The organism is Aeromonas sp. HMWF016, from assembly GCF_963878195.1.
Lineage (GTDB): Bacteria > Pseudomonadota > Gammaproteobacteria > Enterobacterales > Aeromonadaceae > Aeromonas > Aeromonas lacus.
Map to the genome: position 1 here is coordinate 1 of NZ_CAWNWX010000096.1, position 17,027 is coordinate 17,027.

Below are 17,027 nucleotides of genomic sequence, written 5' to 3' on the forward strand. Positions count from 1 at the left end.
GTTGTACCAGGAGCGGTCAAACAGCACCATCTCGCCAGCAGCGGGCAGGTGGGCGACATAGCGCTGAAAGTACCACTGGGAGCGCTCTCTGTCTGAGGGGGCGGGCAGCGCCGTCACACGGCAGACCCGGGGGTTGAGGGGCTCGGTGATCGCCTTGATGACGCCCCCCTTGCCGGCGGCGTCCCGTCCCTCGAACAGCACCACCACCTTGAGCCCCTCCTGCTTGACCCACTCCTGCAGCTTGACCAGCTCCTCCTGCAGATGGGCAAGGTGGTGTTCATAACATTTCTTGTCCAGACGTGGCCGTTTCTTGCTCTTGTCCTTCGGCATCTTCTTCTCCTTTTTGAGTCCCTTCTTGCCGTCACTTCAGCTTGCACCAGGGAGAGTCGACTGCCAAGGGGGACGTGTTACACTGCCGCCCCGGAAGTTGGCAACAGGAGAGAACATGAAGCAATTTATGGAGATAGCGGGCCGCCGGATGGCCTATCTGGATGAAGGGCAAGGGCCGGTACTGCTGTTTGGCCATAGCTACCTGTGGGACAGCGCCATGTGGGCGCCGCAAATCGAGGCGCTCAAGAGCCGCTATCGCTGCATCGTTCCCGAGCTGTGGGGCCACGGTGATTCCGATGTTCTTCCGGAAGGCGCCTGCACGCTGGCAACCCTGGCGCGCGATCATCTGGCGCTGCTTGATGCCCTCGGGGTCGACGAGTTCGTGTTGGTGGGCCTCTCCATCGGCGGCATGTGGGGCGTGGAGCTGGCGCGCATGGCTCCAGCTCGCCTCAAGGGACTGGTGCTGATGGACAGCTTCGTTGGCCTCGAGCCGCAGATCACCTGTGAGCGCTACCTCGGCATGCTGGCCATGATCGAACAGCTCGGCACCGTGCCGGCGCCCATCATCGAACAGGTGGCACCCATCTTCTTTGCCAACCAGCCCGATGCTGCCTTGCTGGCCGATTTCAAGGCGCGCCTTGCCGCTTGGCCAAAGGATAAGATTGCCGCCATGGTGGTGGTGGGGCGTAGTTTTGTGACCCGCGAAGATCGCATCGAGTGGCTGGAAGAGATGACGGTGCCTGCGCTGGTGATGACCGGCTGCGAGGACAAGGCGCGCCCGGTGCTGGAGGGCTATCTGATGGCCGAGGCACTGGGTTGCCCATTCAGGGAGATCCCGGCGGCCGGCCACATCTCGTCGCTGGAAAATCCGGCCTTCGTCAATCAGCAGCTGAGCGGGTTTCTGGCGGCGCTATCAGCCTGAGTAGGCTCTACTACCAGCCTGAGGGCGGTCGTGAAAAAGGGAGCCGAGGGCTCCCTTTTGTTTGTTCGTATCTCACGGCGCATCACCTTTACCAGATATAGCCCAAGGCAAATCCCGCATAGAGTTCGCCGTCGTGCTGGACGATGGGGCTGTTTTTGATGTCCCGATCATACCATTCGTAGTTCATGGCAAACATGCCAATCCAGTTGGGACTGAAGCGGTAGCTGGTGATGAGCGCCGCCATGGGGGAGAGGGTTGACCCCGTATCCCAGGCTGGACGCTGGGCGGTGGCCTCGCTCTCGGAGATGCCGCCGAAGTAGTAGTTGGCCATCTTGTCGCTGCGCAGCATCACCCCCATCCCCGGCATGATGAGCAGGTTGTCGCGCTGAATGGGGAAGTCAGCCCACAGCAGCAGTTCCTGACCCTTGCTGCGACCGGTGATATCGCTGTTGGCCCGCACGGTCAGCAGGGCGTAGGGAGTGATGATGTTGCCACCGATCCCGCCTTCCAGCTGCCATTTGCGCTGTTCCATGCCGCTGAAGGCGGGAGAATCCTCGGGATCCAGATTGCCAAAACGCACCCGGCCATAGCCATACAGGGCGACGTTCTCATCCTTGTGGAAGTAGTAGCGCGCCCGATCGCCGAGAAACATGAACTGCTTACCGAAGTAGATAAAGCCCGGGATGGCGTAGGTGGCATTATCCTGCGCCTCATAGCGGGCTTGTCCCCCGATGAGCGCCGTACCGGCGACAAAACCTTGTGGCACCGGGCTGGAGGGATTGTCGCTGGTGAGCAGATCCATGGAGCCAAGATCGATATCGGCGCGAGCTGGCAGGGCGGCAGCGAGGAGCAGGGCCGTCAGCCCTGCCGCTCTGATTTGACGAAAAAAGGTCATGGACACTCCGTTGTCACGATTGCATGGGAAGTGGGTTATTTCGCGGGGCTCGGCAGATCTTCGCGTTTTGGCCAGGCATTGATCACCGCCTTGACCAGGGTGGCGAGGGGAATGGCGAAGAAGACCCCCCAGAATCCCCACAGACCGCCAAAGACCAGCACGGCGATGATGATGGCCACCGGATGGAGGTTGACTGCTTCCGAGAAGAGCACCGGTACCAGCAGGTTGCCATCGAGGGCCTGAATGACCAGATAGGCCACCATCAACCAGGCGAACTCGGGGGTGAGGCCCCACTGGAACAGGGCGACCATGGCCACCGGCACCGTCACCACGGCGGCGCCTATGTAGGGGATCAGCACCGAGAAGCCGACCGCGACCGCCAGCAGCACCGAGTAGCGCAGTCCCATCAGGGCGAAGGGGACATAGGTGGCGATGCCGACGATCAGGATCTCGATCACCTTGCCGCGGATGTAGTTGATGATCTGGTTGTTCATCTCGACCCACACCCGGTTGACCAGCGTGCGGTTGCGCGGCAGGAAGCGGCGCAGGCTACCCATCAAGACCCGCTTGTCCTTGAGCATGAAAAAGACCATCAGCGGCACCAGGATCAGGTAGATCATGATGGCCACCACGTTCACCAGCGAGCTGAGAGAGGCGCTCACCAGATGCTCGCCGCCACTGAGAATACGCTGGCGGATATTGTCGATGACGGTCTCCACCAGACTGACATCGATAAGCTCGGGATAGCGGTCGGGCAGGGTGCGGACATAATCCTGAGCGTGGGTCAGCATGGCCGGCGCCTCTTTGGCCAGATTGATCCCCTGACTGACCAGCGTCGGGATAAGGCCCAGGAGGGAGGCGACCGCCACCGTAATAAAGAGGATCAGAATGACGCTAGTAGCCAAGGTGCGCGACAGCCCCGTCTTTTGCAGCCGGGCTACCGGCCACTCCAGCAGATAGGCCATCACCAGCGCCACCAGCAGGGGGGCCAGCAGATCGCCAAACAGCCAGATGATGGCAAAGCAGAAGACCAGCAACAGGAAGAGGGTAACGGCATCGGGATCGGAGAACCGGGTCTGATACCAGCGCTTCAAGACTTCTAACATGACTGCATCCTTACACGACAGGGGCTCAAGATGGCTGTGTCGCCCCGACAACCAGCTGCAAAGAGAGGGTATTGTCCGGCTCCGGGGTGAGAATGACCCCGTGGCCAAGACGCTGCAGATAGGCCGGAATATCCTGCCGGGAGCCCGCATCGGCCAGCCGTATGGTGACGGTTTGACCGGTTTTGGCCTCCCGTAACCAGAGCTTGAGCCGGATCAGCGGCTCGGGACAGCGCCAGGGGGTCAGGTCGAGATATTCCATGGGGGCTCCATCACGCAGATGGCCGCTATTATGGCCGTGATAAGAGCATGAAACAACGCTTGTAGCCCTTGATGGGCAAGGGTATTCTGCCGAGGCCCTTTCTGATGGAGATAGAGATAACGTGGCACGCTTTTCCCCCCTGATGGCATCACTTCCCCTGCTGGCTTCCCTGATGGGCGCCACGTTTCATGCCGAGGCGAACAATCAGCTTCCCGACATAGGCACCGCCGGGGTATCGGCCCTGCCCATCGAGCAGGAGGTGCGCTACGGCAACGCCTTCATGCGCTTTGCCCGTGCCGGTTTGCCGATCATCGATGATCCCGTGTTGAGCCAATATATCGACGATCTGGGGCAGCGCCTGCTCTCCAACGCCGATGGGGTGCGTTTCCCGTTTACCTTCTTCCTCATCAATGACCCCAGCATCAACGCGGCCGCCTTCCTTGGCGGGCGAGTCAAGGTGCATACCGGCCTCTTCCTCTACGCCGACAGCGAGAGCGAGCTTGCCTCGGTTCTGGCCCACGAAATCACCCACGTGACCCAGCGCCACATCGCCCGCTATATGGAAGCGCAGGCAAGCAGCTCGGCGGTGACTCTGGCCGGTCTGGTAGGCTCCATCGCACTGGCGGTGATCAACCCGACTGCCGGTATTGCCGCGTTGCAGACCACGCTGGGGCTCTCCATGCAGTCTGCCATCAACTACACCCGCGACAACGAATACGAAGCGGACCGAATCGGCATGAAGACCCTCTACGATGCCGGTTTCGATCCCATGGGGATGGCCAACTTCTTCCAGAAACTGGCTGCCGAGTATCGCTATGCCAGCAAGCCGCCTGAAATGCTGCTGACTCACCCGCTGCCGGAGACCCGGATCAGCGAGGCGCGCGCCCGGGCGAGCAGCTATGGCCGCCGCGACTTGCCGCCGAGCCTCGATTTCTGGTTGGCCAAGGTGCGCATTCAGGTGCGCTATGGCACAGATACCCCGCAGGGGATGCTGAGTTACTTCGATAGCCGGATCCAGAAAGGGGATTATCCGCTCAAGGATGCCGCCATCTACGGCAAGGCGCTGGCGCTGATCCAGCTCAAACGCACCGACGAAGCGGACACGCTGATGAAGGAGCTGGCCTCCCGCCATCCGGAAGATCTCTTTATCGTCGATGCCCAGACCGACATCGATCTGGCCAAGGGGCGCAGTGCCCAGGCCATCGCGCGCCTCGAGAAGTTCCGCAGCCAGATGCCGGACAACGAGGTGGTGGTGGTCAACCTTGGCAACGCCTATCTCGAAAGCGGCAACTACAAAAAGTCCATCGCCATCCTCGACCCCTATGCCCGCGCGCATGAGGAGAACAATCTGGCCTGGAACCTGCTCTCCGACGCCTATCGCAAGGCGGGCAGAATGACCGAGCTGCACATGGCGCGGGCTGAAATCCTCTCCCTGCGCGGTGATTATCAGGCGGCCATCGACGAGCTGATCGTGGCGCGCGGCACCACCAGTGACCGGATGACTCTGGCCCGACTGGAGGCGCGTATCACCGAGCTGGAGCGGGCCAAGAAGGATCTCGACAGCCTCAAGGGGTGACGAGAGGCGATTGCCAGCAACAAGGACGCACTCTGGTGCGCCCTTGTTGTTTATGGGGAGCTAGAGAAACAGCTCTGCGCACTGTGGGGCGCTCAGTTGCCCGGATGCCTGATGGATGCCTTGAGGGTATCGATCTGCGATTGCCCCAGTTCACCGACCAGCGTCTGCTTGAGTTTGCCCTCACTATCGAGCAGGTAGCTGGTGGGTAGCCCGCTTGGGCGAGGGAAGGGGAGCCTGGCATCCTCATTGGCAATAAGGAGCGGCACCTTGATGTGGTACTGCGCGGCCAGCTTGTCCAGCTCTGCCGGGGTGGTCGGGTCGTAGTTGATCGCCACCACGGCGATCTCTCCCTCGGCAGCCAGAACGTTGAGGTGCGGCATCTCCCGCAGGCAGGGGGCGCACCAGGGGGCGAAGTAGTTGACCAGCAGCGGCTTGCCGGCAAAGTGGTCAAGAGCCACCCTTTGCCCCGCCGCGTCGGTAAATTCGGGGGCGGGCGTGCAGGCGCCCAGCAGGCCGGCCACAATCAGCCAACAAATTCGTTTCAATTCCTTTCCACTGCCGCTTACCCTGACCATCAGTTTCCCCTACAATAGCGCCGTTTCTTGTCCCATCTTGCGATTAATCAGGGAGTTACCATGAGCGAGACCCAAATCTACCACAATCCGCGCTGCTCGAAGAGCCGTGAAACCCTGGCGCTGCTGGAACAGCACGGGATCGCCCCTGATGTGGTGCTCTATCTGGAGCAGGCCCCGAGCGAAGAGGAGATCCGCAAGCTGCTGACCCTGCTTGGCTTTAGCGACCCGCGCCAGCTGATGCGCACCAAGGAAGATCTCTACAAGGAGCTGGGCCTCGCTGAAGTGAATGGCGACGACCTGATCCGTGCCATGCACCAGCATCCCAAGCTTATCGAGCGCCCCATCGTCATCAAAAACGGTCAGGCCCGCATTGGTCGCCCGCCGGAGCTGGTGCTGGAGATCCTCAAGTGAGCACCCGCTTTGCCCGTCTGCTGACTCTGGTCGGCTTCTTTGGTCTGCTGGGCTGGGTCATCCTCTGGCATCTGTGGCTCTCGCCTCATCCTGACCTCAACCCCTGGTTGTTGCCGGTGATCTGGACGGTGCCGCTGCTCTTCCCCCTCAAGGGGATAGTGCAGGGCAACCCCTATACCCACGCCTGGGGCAACTTCGTGCTGATGCCCTACTTCCTGCATGCCCTGACCCTGATCACCACGGATGAGGGGGAGCGTTGGCTGGCGGTGGTGGAGCTGCTGTTCACTACCCTCGCTTTTGTCGGCACCATCTACTACGCCCGTCTGCGTGGCCGCGAACTGGGCCTCAGCATTCGCAAGAAGAAAGACGAAGCCAAGTAATGCAAGAAGTAACGTGAAGCTACGTGATGAAGAACGCCCCGCAAGGGGCGTTTTTTTATGGCGGTGGTACCAGACCCGAATCAGCCCGGATCAGGGCCAGCTGCTGCACGCTGTGGCTCATCAGTTGCGGGTAGAAGCGCAGAAAGCCTGCTTCGCACCCTTGCCATTGACCTTCAGTGAGAGTGAGTAGCGCATCGCCCAGCGGCATCGGGCGGCGCAGCCGGCGGCCAATACCATTGAGGGCCTGCGCCAGCCCCTCCTTGCGCTGATAGGAGGCGATCCAGTTCTGCTCGGCCATCCGCTTGAGGGGGAGCGGCAATCCCTCTGGTAAAACACGGTGGTCAGCCAGCAGCTGGCCATAGCTCTGCGCTAGAAAACGGGGCAGGGTATCCGCGCTGAATGCAGCCCAGTGCTGACTCAGCCAGTGGTCGTAGAGCATATCCACCACTATGCCGCCAAAGCGGCGCCAGGGGGCCTCGAAACAGGCGACGGCCGCCTTGTGCTCGGGATGGCCATCGGTGAAGGCATCAATTTTGCGGTGCAGCCAGATCCCCTCGTCAAACGGTGCGGCAAGGCCCGTGGGCAGTGGCCCTTTGATAAAATCCCCCAGCAGGTTGCCGGTGAGGGAGCTTCCGGTGTGGGCGGCCAGATGAAGGTGAGCCAGAAAGTTCATGATGAAAGCGGGGCCTGCTAACGGATAGTGCCGCTGAGAGTAGCGGATCTTCCATCTCTCATGAAAGTCTTGTTCAGGAAGTGCTTTCACCGGCGCGCCAATAGTGGGTAAATAGTTCATCTGCCTGATGGCATGTCACGGGATTGAGCGAGGAGTAACCATGATGTTGACCCTGATCGAGGGGGCCGAAATTTTCAGCCCTGCCTACCTTGGCCAGCAGGATCTGCTGGTGGCGGATGGCCGTATCGCCTGGATGGGCAAGGGGATGAGTGTGCCCGCCGACTGGCCACTGATGCGTGTCGATGGACGGGGTCACTATCTGGTGCCCGGTATGGTGGATCCGCTGGCCCATATCACGGGAGGCGGTGGTGAGGGGGGCTTTGCCTTTCGTACCCCTGAACTGGCGGCGAGCGAGGCGCTCAATGCCGGGGTGACCACTCTGGTGGCAGCGCTTGGTACTGACAGCCTGACCCGCTCGCCGGCTCAGGTACTCGGCAAGGTGCGTGAATTTCGCGCCGCCGGCGTGAATGCCTTTATGTATACCGGCTCCTACCATCTGCCGGTCAAGAGCATCACCGGCACGGTAGAGTCCGACATCATCCTGATCCCTGAAGTGTTGGGGGTGGGGGAGGTGGCCATCAGCGACCACAGATCCAGCGCACCAACCCACGACGAGCTTGCCCGTCTGGTGAGCGAGGCACGGGTGGCCGGGTTGCTCGCGGGCAAGAGCGGGGTCAGCTTCTTTCATCTTGGCGATGGTCAGGGCGCACTGGCGCCACTGCGGGCGCTGCGCGACAAGACCGATATTCCGCTGCGCCAGCTCTATCCCACCCACTGCAACCGCAATCCCTGGCTCTTCGCCGAGGCGATCGAATGGGGCAAGGCGGGAGGCTGGGTCGATCTCACCACTTCCAGCTTTCCTGATCTGGTTGAGGATGGCGAACGGCTGGCGGCCGATGCGCTGGTGGAGCTGTTGGCCGCCAACGTACCGGCCGATCGCATCAGCTTCAGCTCCGATGCAAACGCCAGTCTGCCTCGCTTTGATGGCGAGGGGCGCCTTATCGAGATGCGCTGCGGCCAGATTGCCAGCTTGTGGCAGGAGTGCGTTCGTGCCTGCCAGCTCGGGGTACCGCTTGAGGTAGCGTTGGCGGTCGTGAGCGCCAACCCGGCGCAGGCGCTTGGGCTTGGCAGCAAGGGGCGGATCGAGGTCGGTCAGGATGCCGACTTGCTGCTGATCAAGTCGCCTTCGCTGGCTATTGCGCGGGTGATGAGCGGTGGTCAGTGGCGTAGCTGAGCTTGCAGTGATTTATTGCGCGCATCCATTTGCCAACAAAAAGCCCGACAACTGTGTCGGGCTTTTTGTTGGGGAGAGGCTGCCTAGATAGCCAGAAAGCCGAGGATCAGGATGGGGCCGAGCAGGCTCAGGATAAAGCCGGAGACGATGGCCACTGGCACGACTGTGATGCCCCCCGACTTCTGGATGACCGGCAGGGTGAAGTCGAGAGCGGTGGCGCCGCCATAGCCGATGGCGGCCGAGGGGTGACGCCGCATCAGGATCGGAATGATCAGGATGGCGATAAGCTCGCGCCCCAGATCGTTGATAAAGGCGGCCGAGCCAAGCACAGGCCCCAGCTTGTCGGCCACCAGAATACCGGAGAGCGAGTACCAGCCGAAACTCGATCCCAGCGCCAGCCCGTGAGCCATCGGCATGTCCAGCAACTGGGCCGCCAGCAGGCTGCCGAGCCAGCTGCTGACAATGACGGTGGCGGCGATCTTCATTCCCCAGGGGTTGAGCAGGATCTGGCGCAGCCGCATGCCGGAGTTGCGCATCTGCACCCCGACCAGAAAGAGCAGTAGCATCAGCGCCCACTCGCTCCACTTGTCGATGGGCAGAGCGCGCAGATCTACCAGCAGACCCAGCAGCACACCGCCCAGTACCACAAAGCAGAGCTGCAGCGACTCCCACAGGAGATGGAGTTTGCTCGGCATTTTGGCATCGCTGGCGGCATGGGTCGGCGGCGAGCGCTTGTCGAGCCACCAGAGGGCCAGCAGGTTGCAGAGGGTAATGGCGCCGAGCATGATCCCGGCCACTTTGAAGATGACGGCGAGGTTGCTGCCAAGGTTCTCCACATAGGCAAGTCCCAGCCCCATCAGAAAGAGAATGAGGTAGACCATCTTGCCCAGCCCCTGATTGACCAGCTTGATCAATCGAGCGGAGGAGAGGGGAACCAGATAGCCGATCACCAGTGGCAACAGGATCAGCAAGACATTGAGCAACATCGGGGCCTCGATCACAAAAACTGATAAAAATCCCACCTTATCATTACTTATTGGCTCTGTGTCACATTTCTCTCGCTTTCAATGGGGTGTCGGGGCCATTTATTAGGGAGTTGTTACTTTTCAGCTTGATGTGGGGTGTGCGAAGGGGAACGCAGCTTCCTGACAAGGGGCCAATAAAATCAGTTTGATCCATTCGCTCCAGCCAGAATCTGCATGGGTAGTAGCTGCATAAAGCCATTTTGGAGTCGTTACGGGCCGAATGTGGTTTTTCTCTTGCCACGGCCATGATTGGGGTATAAAAAGGCGGTATTCCAAACGCCGATGAAACGGCTGTTTATGCAAACAAAGTGCTGAAAAATACGTGATAGTCGAATAAAAATAGAGCGATTAACCAGGATCCCCGCGTTCCATATTGTTTTTTCACTATCCGGGTGATATTTTCGCTGAAGGTTACCATCGGTTAAATTTTTGTTAAGTTGGCGATGGTGGAGTCACGCCCCTGCGGCGTCTAGGGACAGACAAGGTTGTAATGGATGAGCGACGTTGCCGCACTGGAAGTACGTGATCTGCACAAATATTTTGGCACCCACGAAGTGCTCAAGGGCATCGACATGACTGCCCACAAGGGGGATGTCATCTCCCTTATCGGCTCCTCGGGCTCGGGGAAGTCGACTTTTCTGCGCTGTATCAATCTGTTGGAAACCCCCTCATCCGGCAGCGTCTCCCTCCATGGCGAACTGATCCGGATGAAAACCAGCCGTTCCGGCGAACGGTTGCCGGAAGATATGCGTCAGGTTGAGCGCATTCGCAGCCGGTTGGCGATGGTTTTCCAAAGCTTCAATCTCTGGTCGCACATGACCATCATGCAGAACATCATCGAAGTGCCGATCCAGGTGCTCAAGGTGCCCCGTGCCGAGGCGATCGCCAAGGCGGAGCAGCTGCTCAACCGGGTTGGACTCTGGGAGCGGCGCGACTACTACCCGGGTCACCTCTCCGGCGGTCAGCAGCAGCGTGCCGCCATCGCCCGTGCGCTGGCGGTGGAGCCCGAGGTGATGCTCTTTGATGAACCCACTTCGGCGCTCGATCCCGAGCTGGTGGGAGAAGTTCTCGGCCTGATGCGCGAGCTGGCCGAAGAGGGGCGCACCATGCTGGTGGTGACCCACGAGATGTCATTTGCCCGCGATGTATCGAACAAGGTGATGTTCCTGCATCAGGGCAGAGTGGAGGAGGAGGGCAACCCCAAAGAGATTTTTGCCCATCCCAAATCCGAGCGGTTCAAGCAATTCATCTCCTCCATCTACTGATGGCGGAATGTCGAGTTACCCAATCAACTGTTTTATCAAGGAGAGATACATGAACAAGCTGATGCTGGCGACTGCCGTAGTCACTGCCCTCGCGTCCGGTAGCCTGATGGCCAAGGAGTGGAAAGAGGTCCGGATCGGGGTTGAGGGTGCCTATCCCCCCTTCTCCTGGACCGAGCCCAGTGGCGAGGTGAAAGGTTTTGATATCGACATCGCCAACGCCCTGTGCGAAGAGATGAAGGTGAAGTGCACCCTGATCAAACAGGATTGGGACGGCATCATTCCGGCGCTGCTGTCGCGCAAGTTTGACGCCATCATCGCCACCATGGATATCACCGAAGAGCGCAAGAAGAAGGTGGACTTCACCCAGAAGTACCAGCACATTCCGGCTCGCTTTGCCGCCAAGAAGGGCACCGAAGTCAAGCTCGACAAGGCCTTCATGGATGGGAAAACCGTGGCGGTGCAACGTGCCACCTCCATGGATACCTTTATTACCGACAACTTCCCCAATGCCACCATCAAGCGTTACGGTACTGCTGATGAAGCCTATCTCGATCTGAAATCCGGTCGTGTCGACTATGTGATGGCCGACTCTGCCGCTATCACCGACGGTCTGCTGAAGAAGGAAGGGGGCGATGCCTACGAGTTCGTCGGCCCGAAACTGACCGATCCCAAGTGGTTTGGCGAGGGGGCCGGTATTGCGGTGCGCAAGGCTGACAAGGATCTGAAAGAGAAATTCAACGCCGCCATTCTGGCGCTGCGTGCCAACGGCAAGTACAAGGAAATCAACGACAAGTACTTCGAGTTCGACGTGTACGGCGAGTAAAGGCAGTTCCCTCTCCCTTTGGGAGAGGGCTGGGTGAGGGACTTGTGGCGTTTTGCTCAACGACAAGTAACAAGCCGATCGGCTCACCTCGTCAGTAGTCCCGGGGCCCGTGCTCTCCGTGTGGAGCAATGGGCCCTATTAATTGCAATGGAGCTGCCCATGTTTGATTTGAAAGGATACGAAGCCTCGCTGCTGGAGGGGGCCTGGGTCACCCTGGAAGTGGCGCTGGCCTCCCTGCTGCTGGCGTTGCTGCTGGGGATGCTGGGGGCGCTGGCCAAACTATCTCCCTACAAGTGGGCCCGGGCCATTGCTACCGGCTACACCACCATTATTCGCGGCATCCCCGATCTGGTGCTGATGATGCTGCTCTTCTTTGGTGGCCAGGTGCTGATCAACGGCATCTGCACTTGGGTCAACGAGACCTACAATAGCTTTTTACTTGAAAGCAATCCCAATCAGGAGTGGGTCTCTCTGCTCCCGGACTATATCGACATCAGCCCCTTTGTGGCCGGGGTGGCGACCATTGGCTTTATCTTCGGCGCCTACATGACCGAGACTTTTCGCGGCGCCATTCTGGCAGTAGACAAAGGCGAGCTGGAGGCCGCACGCGCCTTTGGCATGCGTGCAACCCAGGTGTTTGTGCGGATCCTCTTCCCCCAGATGATGCGCCACGCCCTGCCGGGGTTTGGCAACAACTGGCTGGTGCTGCTGAAAACCACCGCGCTGGTCTCCATCATCGGCCTTGATGACATGGTGCGCAAAGCCTCGCTGGCGGCGGGCTCAACCCAGCAACCCTTCACCTTCTACATGGCGGTGGCGCTGATCTTCCTGATCTTCACCGCAGTCTCCACCTCGGCGCTCAAGTGGGCCGAGCGCCACTATGCGATAAAGACGAGGTAAGCCATGGATTTCTCAATCATTCTCCAAGAGTGGCCCACCTACTGGGAGGGGCTCTATACCACCGTCTGGCTGGTGGCTCTCTCTCTACTCCTCGGTCTGATGCTGGCGGTGCCCATGGGCATCCTGCGCAACAGTCGCAACTGGCTGATCAAGGGGCCGATCTGGGCCTATATCTACTTCTTTCGCGGCACCCCGCTGCTGGTGCAGCTCTTTATCATCTACTACGGCGCCGCCCAGTGGGAGTGGCTAAAGAACAGTGCCGCCTGGTCGCTCTTCTCCGAGGCCTGGTTCTGCGCCCTGCTGGCCTTCACCTTCAATACCGCCGCCTATACCGCCGAGATCGTGCGCGGGGCGGTACACAATATGCCGCGCGGCCAGATTGAGGCAGCCAACGCCTTTGGTATGACCCGCTGGCAGACCCTGACCCGGATCATTTTGCCCAACTCGTTTCGTCGGGCACTGCCGGCTTACAGCAACGAGGTGATCTTCATGCTGCAGGGTTCGGCGGTGGCGGGCATCATCACCATCGTCGATTTGACCGGTGCGGCGCGGATCATCAACTCCCGCTACTACAGTCCGTTCGAGGCGTTTTTGACTGCCGGGCTGCTCTATATGCTGCTCACCTTTGTCATCGTCTGGCTGTTCAAGAAGTGGGAAGCGCGCTGGCACGCCCATCTGCGCCCGCGCAGTGTGTGACCGGTTAACGCCAGATGAAAAGCCCCGCCACGTCGACGGGGCTTTTTTTCGCCCGGCAATCGCCATCGGCCGTTTGCCAAATGGTGGCCGAGCAGGGACAATGCCTGCCCGAGAGCAGCCTGCGTGCCGGTTGCTGGCCTTTTTCCTGTCCCCCGAGGTGTTATGTACCGGATCCTGTTTCAACACGCCGATTTTCTGGTTATCGACAAGCAGCCTGGGATTGGTATGCATGACGAGAAGGGAGAAGAGACTGAGCCTGGGCTGGTCAATCGGGTGAAGGCCGATACGGGTCTGACCCTCTATCCGGTGCACCGGCTGGACAAGATGACCTCCGGGCTGGTGCTGCTGGCCTGCACCACAGAAGCGAATCGCGAGCTGAGCATGGCTTTTGCGGCCCGCGAGGTGAGCAAGCAGTATCTGGCGCTCTCCGATCGCAAACCGAAGAAGAAGCAGGGTTGGGTGAAGGGGGATATGCAAAAGGGGCGCGGCGGCAGCTGGATGCTGACGCGCACGCTGGAAAACCCCGCCATCAGCTGGTTCGATTCTGTCTCGGTGCGCGAGGGGCTGCGGCTCTATCGCATCAAGCCGCAGACCGGCAAGACCCACCAGATCCGGGTTGCCCTCAAAAGCATCGGCGCCCCCATTCTCGGGGATGAGCGCTATGGCGGTACGTCAGCCGATCGCGGCTATCTGCATGCCTGGCGGCTCAGCTTCACGCTGGCGGGCGAGCCGTTCGATTTTGTCTGCCCACCCACGCAGGGGACCGAGTTTGTCACCCCCGAGCTGACCGCCGCGATTGCCGCTCTTGCGCTTTGAGGCTCCCATGATAAGCTGCTCGCCTGCTGAACCAGTGGTGCCGAAAGAGGGCGGGGGGAATCGAGAGCGCGGGGCGGCACCGCGCTGGATCCTTGCCGACTTTGACGACACTCTGGCTCCCGGCGACAGCCACGCCGGTCTGCTGCGCTATATCCTTCGCCGCCGGATCTGGCCGCTGCTGCTGTTGCCGGTGATTGCGCTGGGTGGGGTGGTCTATCTTGTTCCCAGCCAGCGGCGGCGCGGTATCTCCCTTATCTGGTGGGCCATCACGTTGGGGCTCTCTCCCCTCGGTTGGCGCAAGCTGGTGCGTGCCTACTGCCACACTCGTCCGGGGCTCTTTCGCGAGGCGCATCGGCTGCTTGAAGAAGAAGGGCATCGCTGCTGGGTGCTCTCCGCCAGCCCGCGGGCGCTGGTACGGGCCCAGCTTGCTCTGCAACGGCCTGCAAACTTGCCTTATCGCACCATAGGTTCGCGGATGCATTACCGGTTAGGCGGTCTGATGCCTCGCTTCTATTGCCACGGTCAGCACAAGCTGTTGCCCGAGATCTGTGCTCTCGATACCGAGCTGGCGCTTAGCGACAGCCTGCACGATCTGCCGCTGCTGGGCTTGGGGGAGCAGGGGTGGCTGATCAATCCCACTCCTGCTCGACTGGAAAAAGCCCGGGCCCGCTTGCCCCATCTGATGGTTAAGAATTGGCAACTGTAAGCCAAAGCTGACAGCCATGCGGGTCGTCACAGGTTGATCCGCAAGGCTGCGGCCTCAATGTCACAATCTTTTTACATCCTTTGCCCACCAGGCCCGCAGAACTATCTGCGACCCGCCTCTTCTCTTCCTGCTACGCCCTGCCTCTAATGAAACAAGTTGTTAACACTTGCTGCGCCGCTGCGTGCCGCAATCCGTTTTAACCGAATCAAGAGCAAGGAGCGCCCGATGAATGCCACCTCTTCCGCCACTCATACCATCAATCCGCTGAGCTCGAATCCGTTAGGAACGGACGGCTTCGAGTTTGTCGAGTACACAGCCCCCGATGCCAAAGGGATTGCCGCCCTCAAGAGCCTGTTCGTCTCGCTGGGGTTTGCCGAGGTCGCCAGGCACAAACACAAGCAGTGCTGGCTCTACCGGCAGGGGGATATCAACTTCGTGGTCAATGCCGAGCCTCACTCCCAGGCAGAGCAGTTTGCCAGCCTGCACGGGCCGAGCGTTTGCGGCATGGCGTTTCGGGTGAGCGATGCGGGCAAGGCCCAGCAGTTCGCCATCGCCAAGGGGGCCAAGCCTTTTGTCGGCAAGATTGGCCCGATGGAGCTCAATATTCCCGCCATCTACGGTATCGGCGAGAGCACCCTCTCCTTTGTCGACCGCTATGGCGACAAGGGTTCCATCTACGACGTGGATTTTGTCTTCTACCCCGACTGGCAGGCCCGGATGGCGGAGGTGGATGCCGGCCTTATCGAGATCGATCACCTGACCCACAACGTCCATCGCGGCAATATGGATGTCTGGTCCAACTTCTATGAGCGGATCGGCAACTTCCGTGAAATTCGCTACTTCGATATCGAGGGCAAGCTGACCGGGCTGCACTCCCGTGCCATGACCGCCCCCTGCGGCAAGATCCGCATCCCCATCAACGAGTCGGCGGATGACAAGTCCCAGATCGAGGAGTACCTGCGCCAGTACAAGGGGGAGGGGATCCAGCACATCGCCATGGCTTCCAGCGATATCTACCACACCATCCGTACCCTGCGCAGCCGCGGCACCGGCTTTATGCCGACGCCGGATACCTACTACGAAAAAGTGAACAGCCGGGTCGAGGGGCATCAGGAGGATCTGGCGGCCCTCAAAGAGCTGCGCATCCTCATCGACGGCTCCCCCACCAAGGATGGCATTCTGCTGCAGATCTTTACCGACACCGTGATTGGCCCGGTCTTCTTCGAGATCATCCAGCGCAAGGGCAACGAAGGGTTTGGCGAGGGCAATTTCAAGGCGCTGTTTGAATCAATCGAGCTGGACCAGATCCGCCGTGGCGTGCTGGATGGCGCTGAGCATGGCAAAGGAGATCCAAGCAATGCGTAACTGGATAAGCTTCCCCCATCGGGAGGGGACCCACTCCCGTCAGGCCCATGCCGATCTGCCGGAACAGGCCATCTATGAGCGTGAACTGGGGCGCAGCGGCTTTTTCGGCCCCGCTACCCACATGCACCACAAGCATGCCCCCACCGACTGGAGCAGTTGGGAGGGGCCGCTGCGGCCACGGCTGTTTGACCTCAATGCCCTGCAGGAGGAGGTGAGCTCGCTCTCCCCCTGGGTGGCCCCCGATATTCTCAGCAACCCCCACTGTCGCTACCGGATCTGGCGCCTCTCCGAGGCGATGCCGTTTCTGGTGCGCAACGCCGACGGCGACGAGCTGCTGTTTATCCACGAGGGGGGCGGCGAGTTCTTCTGCGACTACGGCCACCTGACCCTGCGCGATGGCGACTATGTGGTGATCCCCCGTGGCACCATGTGGCGCATCGAACCTAGCTTGCCCATGTTCATCCTGATGATCGAGGCAACCAACGACAGCTATCAGCTGCCGGACAAGGGGCTGGTGGGCAATCACGCTATCTTCGACCCGGCGGCGCTCGATGTGCCCGCCATCAACGAGCGCTTTTTGGCTCAGCAGGATGAAAACCCCTGGTCGCTGCAGGTCAAGCGCCACGATCAGGTGTCGGTCATCACCTGGCCTTTTAATCCGCTTGATGCGCAAGGTTGGCACGGGGACTTGTGCGTGGTGCGCCTCAACTGGCGGGATATCCGCCCGCTGATGAGCCACCGCTACCATCTGCCGCCATCGGCCCACTCCACCTTTGTGGCGAGTCGCTTTGTCATCTGTACCTTCGTGCCTCGCCCCATTGAAAGCGATCCCGGCGCCCTCAAGGTGCCCTTCTATCACAGCAATGACGATTACGACGAAGTGCTCTTCTACCACGCTGGGGATTTCTTCAGCCGGGACAATATCGAGCGGGGCATGGTCACCTTTCACCCCGCCGGTTTTACCCACGGCCCCCATCCCAAGGCGTTTGCGGCGGGGCAGGCCTATGCCA

18 protein-coding genes and 2 pseudogenes are annotated in these 17,027 nt (G+C 60.3%); 13 read left to right on the forward strand and 7 right to left on the reverse strand.

Annotated features, from left to right (window positions below):
• Positions 1 to 330: pseudogene (locus AACS24_RS15690) on the reverse strand (polyphosphate kinase 2); the annotation flags it as partial.
• Between the two features lie 115 nt (positions 331 to 445).
• On the opposite strand from AACS24_RS15690, the gene AACS24_RS15695 reads away from it, so the two are divergent.
• Positions 446 to 1,252 carry an alpha/beta fold hydrolase gene (locus tag AACS24_RS15695; RefSeq protein ID WP_108571251.1) on the forward strand — a complete coding sequence of 269 codons (807 nt, stop codon included), beginning with the start codon at positions 446 to 448 and terminating at the stop codon, positions 1,250 to 1,252.
• A gap of 88 nt (positions 1,253 to 1,340) precedes the next feature.
• Here the strand turns inward: AACS24_RS15695 and AACS24_RS15700 are convergent, their stop codons facing one another.
• Genes AACS24_RS15700 through AACS24_RS15710 form a run of 3 tightly spaced genes read right to left on the reverse strand, consistent with a single transcriptional unit; the run spans position 1,341 to position 3,512 of the window.
• A complete protein-coding gene (locus AACS24_RS15700; RefSeq protein WP_108571252.1) occupies positions 1,341 to 2,147 on the reverse strand; it encodes a MipA/OmpV family protein in 807 nt (268 codons plus the stop codon).
• Between the two features lie 35 nt (positions 2,148 to 2,182).
• Positions 2,183 to 3,253, reverse strand: coding sequence for an AI-2E family transporter (locus AACS24_RS15705; RefSeq protein WP_108571253.1), 1,071 nt, complete (start codon positions 3,251 to 3,253; stop codon positions 2,183 to 2,185).
• Positions 3,254 to 3,278: 25 nt separating this feature from the next.
• Complete coding sequence (locus AACS24_RS15710; RefSeq protein WP_042029966.1) at positions 3,279 to 3,512, reverse strand: sulfurtransferase TusA family protein; 234 nt, start codon at positions 3,510 to 3,512, stop codon at positions 3,279 to 3,281.
• 121 nt (positions 3,513 to 3,633) lie between these two features.
• Here AACS24_RS15710 and AACS24_RS15715 point away from each other — a divergent pair, with 121 nt between their 5' ends.
• Positions 3,634 to 5,088 carry a beta-barrel assembly-enhancing protease gene (locus tag AACS24_RS15715; protein ID WP_375124190.1) on the forward strand — a complete coding sequence of 485 codons (1,455 nt, stop codon included), beginning with the start codon at positions 3,634 to 3,636 and terminating at the stop codon, positions 5,086 to 5,088.
• A gap of 92 nt (positions 5,089 to 5,180) precedes the next feature.
• Here the strand turns inward: AACS24_RS15715 and AACS24_RS15720 are convergent, their stop codons facing one another.
• Positions 5,181 to 5,663, reverse strand: coding sequence for a TlpA family protein disulfide reductase (locus AACS24_RS15720; protein WP_108571254.1), 483 nt, complete (start codon positions 5,661 to 5,663; stop codon positions 5,181 to 5,183).
• 60 nt (positions 5,664 to 5,723) lie between these two features.
• Here AACS24_RS15720 and arsC point away from each other — a divergent pair, with 60 nt between their 5' ends.
• Together arsC and AACS24_RS15730 are read left to right on the forward strand one after the other, a co-directional pair.
• A complete protein-coding gene (gene arsC / locus AACS24_RS15725) occupies positions 5,724 to 6,074 on the forward strand; it encodes an arsenate reductase (glutaredoxin) (protein ID WP_108571255.1) in 351 nt (116 codons plus the stop codon).
• Positions 6,071 to 6,454: a DUF2069 domain-containing protein gene (locus tag AACS24_RS15730; protein ID WP_108571256.1), complete on the forward strand. Its 384-nt coding sequence runs from the start codon at positions 6,071 to 6,073 to the stop codon at positions 6,452 to 6,454. Before arsC ends, AACS24_RS15730 begins: the two co-directional genes overlap by 4 nt.
• Positions 6,455 to 6,509: 55 nt before the next feature.
• On the opposite strand, the gene AACS24_RS15735 is transcribed toward AACS24_RS15730, so the two are convergent.
• Complete coding sequence (locus AACS24_RS15735; protein WP_108571257.1) at positions 6,510 to 7,127, reverse strand: acyl carrier protein phosphodiesterase; 618 nt, start codon at positions 7,125 to 7,127, stop codon at positions 6,510 to 6,512.
• A 163-nt stretch (positions 7,128 to 7,290) separates the two neighbouring features.
• On the opposite strand from AACS24_RS15735, the gene iadA reads away from it, so the two are divergent.
• Positions 7,291 to 8,421 carry a beta-aspartyl-peptidase gene (iadA, locus tag AACS24_RS15740; protein ID WP_108571300.1) on the forward strand — a complete coding sequence of 377 codons (1,131 nt, stop codon included), beginning with the start codon at positions 7,291 to 7,293 and terminating at the stop codon, positions 8,419 to 8,421.
• Positions 8,422 to 8,504: 83 nt separating this feature from the next.
• Here the strand turns inward: iadA and AACS24_RS15745 are convergent, their stop codons facing one another.
• A complete protein-coding gene (locus AACS24_RS15745) occupies positions 8,505 to 9,407 on the reverse strand; it encodes a lysine exporter LysO family protein (RefSeq protein WP_033115997.1) in 903 nt (300 codons plus the stop codon).
• Positions 9,408 to 9,940: 533 nt separating this feature from the next.
• Between AACS24_RS15745 and AACS24_RS15750 the strand changes: the two genes are divergently transcribed.
• The 8 genes and pseudogenes from AACS24_RS15750 to AACS24_RS15785 form a co-directional block, all read left to right on the forward strand.
• Positions 9,941 to 10,711, forward strand: a complete 771-nt coding sequence (locus AACS24_RS15750; protein ID WP_033115996.1) for an ABC transporter ATP-binding protein — start codon at positions 9,941 to 9,943, stop codon at positions 10,709 to 10,711.
• A gap of 49 nt (positions 10,712 to 10,760) precedes the next feature.
• Positions 10,761 to 11,534, forward strand: coding sequence for an ABC transporter substrate-binding protein (locus AACS24_RS15755; RefSeq protein ID WP_108571258.1), 774 nt, complete (start codon positions 10,761 to 10,763; stop codon positions 11,532 to 11,534).
• 159 nt (positions 11,535 to 11,693) lie between these two features.
• On the forward strand, positions 11,694 to 12,434 hold the full coding sequence (locus AACS24_RS15760; RefSeq protein WP_108571259.1) for an ABC transporter permease: 741 nt from the start codon (positions 11,694 to 11,696) through the stop codon (positions 12,432 to 12,434).
• Between the two features lie 3 nt (positions 12,435 to 12,437).
• A complete protein-coding gene (locus AACS24_RS15765; RefSeq protein WP_108571260.1) occupies positions 12,438 to 13,130 on the forward strand; it encodes an ABC transporter permease in 693 nt (230 codons plus the stop codon).
• 162 nt (positions 13,131 to 13,292) lie between these two features.
• Complete coding sequence (locus tag AACS24_RS15770) at positions 13,293 to 13,946, forward strand: TIGR01621 family pseudouridine synthase (protein ID WP_108571261.1); 654 nt, start codon at positions 13,293 to 13,295, stop codon at positions 13,944 to 13,946.
• A gap of 7 nt (positions 13,947 to 13,953) precedes the next feature.
• Positions 13,954 to 14,652 (forward strand): HAD family hydrolase, encoded by a 699-nt coding sequence (locus tag AACS24_RS15775; protein WP_108571262.1) that lies wholly within the window; start codon positions 13,954 to 13,956, stop codon positions 14,650 to 14,652.
• 225 nt (positions 14,653 to 14,877) lie between these two features.
• A complete protein-coding gene (gene hppD, locus AACS24_RS15780) occupies positions 14,878 to 16,017 on the forward strand; it encodes a 4-hydroxyphenylpyruvate dioxygenase (protein WP_108571263.1) in 1,140 nt (379 codons plus the stop codon).
• 181 nt (positions 16,018 to 16,198) lie between these two features.
• A pseudogene (locus tag AACS24_RS15785) lies at positions 16,199 to 17,027 on the forward strand (homogentisate 1,2-dioxygenase); the annotation flags it as partial.

What these genes read in the sequence shown, in the direction of transcription:
- AACS24_RS15695 (WP_108571251.1), top strand. Translation starts at nt 446, where the DNA reads ATGAAGCAATTTATGGAGATAGCGGGCCGCCGGATGGCCTATCTGGAT.
- AACS24_RS15700 (WP_108571252.1), bottom strand. Translation starts at nt 2,147, where the DNA reads ATGACCTTTTTTCGTCAAATCAGAGCGGCAGGGCTGACGGCCCTGCTC.
- AACS24_RS15705 (WP_108571253.1), bottom strand. Translation starts at nt 3,253, where the DNA reads ATGTTAGAAGTCTTGAAGCGCTGGTATCAGACCCGGTTCTCCGATCCC.
- AACS24_RS15710 (WP_042029966.1), bottom strand. Translation starts at nt 3,512, where the DNA reads ATGGAATATCTCGACCTGACCCCCTGGCGCTGTCCCGAGCCGCTGATC.
- AACS24_RS15720 (WP_108571254.1), bottom strand. Translation starts at nt 5,663, where the DNA reads ATGGTCAGGGTAAGCGGCAGTGGAAAGGAATTGAAACGAATTTGTTGG.
- arsC (WP_108571255.1), top strand. Translation starts at nt 5,724, where the DNA reads ATGAGCGAGACCCAAATCTACCACAATCCGCGCTGCTCGAAGAGCCGT.
- AACS24_RS15735 (WP_108571257.1), bottom strand. Translation starts at nt 7,127, where the DNA reads ATGAACTTTCTGGCTCACCTTCATCTGGCCGCCCACACCGGAAGCTCC.
- iadA (WP_108571300.1), top strand. Translation starts at nt 7,291, where the DNA reads ATGTTGACCCTGATCGAGGGGGCCGAAATTTTCAGCCCTGCCTACCTT.
- AACS24_RS15745 (WP_033115997.1), bottom strand. Translation starts at nt 9,407, where the DNA reads ATGTTGCTCAATGTCTTGCTGATCCTGTTGCCACTGGTGATCGGCTAT.
- AACS24_RS15750 (WP_033115996.1), top strand. Translation starts at nt 9,941, where the DNA reads ATGAGCGACGTTGCCGCACTGGAAGTACGTGATCTGCACAAATATTTT.
- AACS24_RS15755 (WP_108571258.1), top strand. Translation starts at nt 10,761, where the DNA reads ATGAACAAGCTGATGCTGGCGACTGCCGTAGTCACTGCCCTCGCGTCC.
- AACS24_RS15760 (WP_108571259.1), top strand. Translation starts at nt 11,694, where the DNA reads ATGTTTGATTTGAAAGGATACGAAGCCTCGCTGCTGGAGGGGGCCTGG.
- AACS24_RS15765 (WP_108571260.1), top strand. Translation starts at nt 12,438, where the DNA reads ATGGATTTCTCAATCATTCTCCAAGAGTGGCCCACCTACTGGGAGGGG.
- AACS24_RS15770 (WP_108571261.1), top strand. Translation starts at nt 13,293, where the DNA reads ATGTACCGGATCCTGTTTCAACACGCCGATTTTCTGGTTATCGACAAG.
- AACS24_RS15775 (WP_108571262.1), top strand. Translation starts at nt 13,954, where the DNA reads ATGATAAGCTGCTCGCCTGCTGAACCAGTGGTGCCGAAAGAGGGCGGG.
- hppD (WP_108571263.1), top strand. Translation starts at nt 14,878, where the DNA reads ATGAATGCCACCTCTTCCGCCACTCATACCATCAATCCGCTGAGCTCG.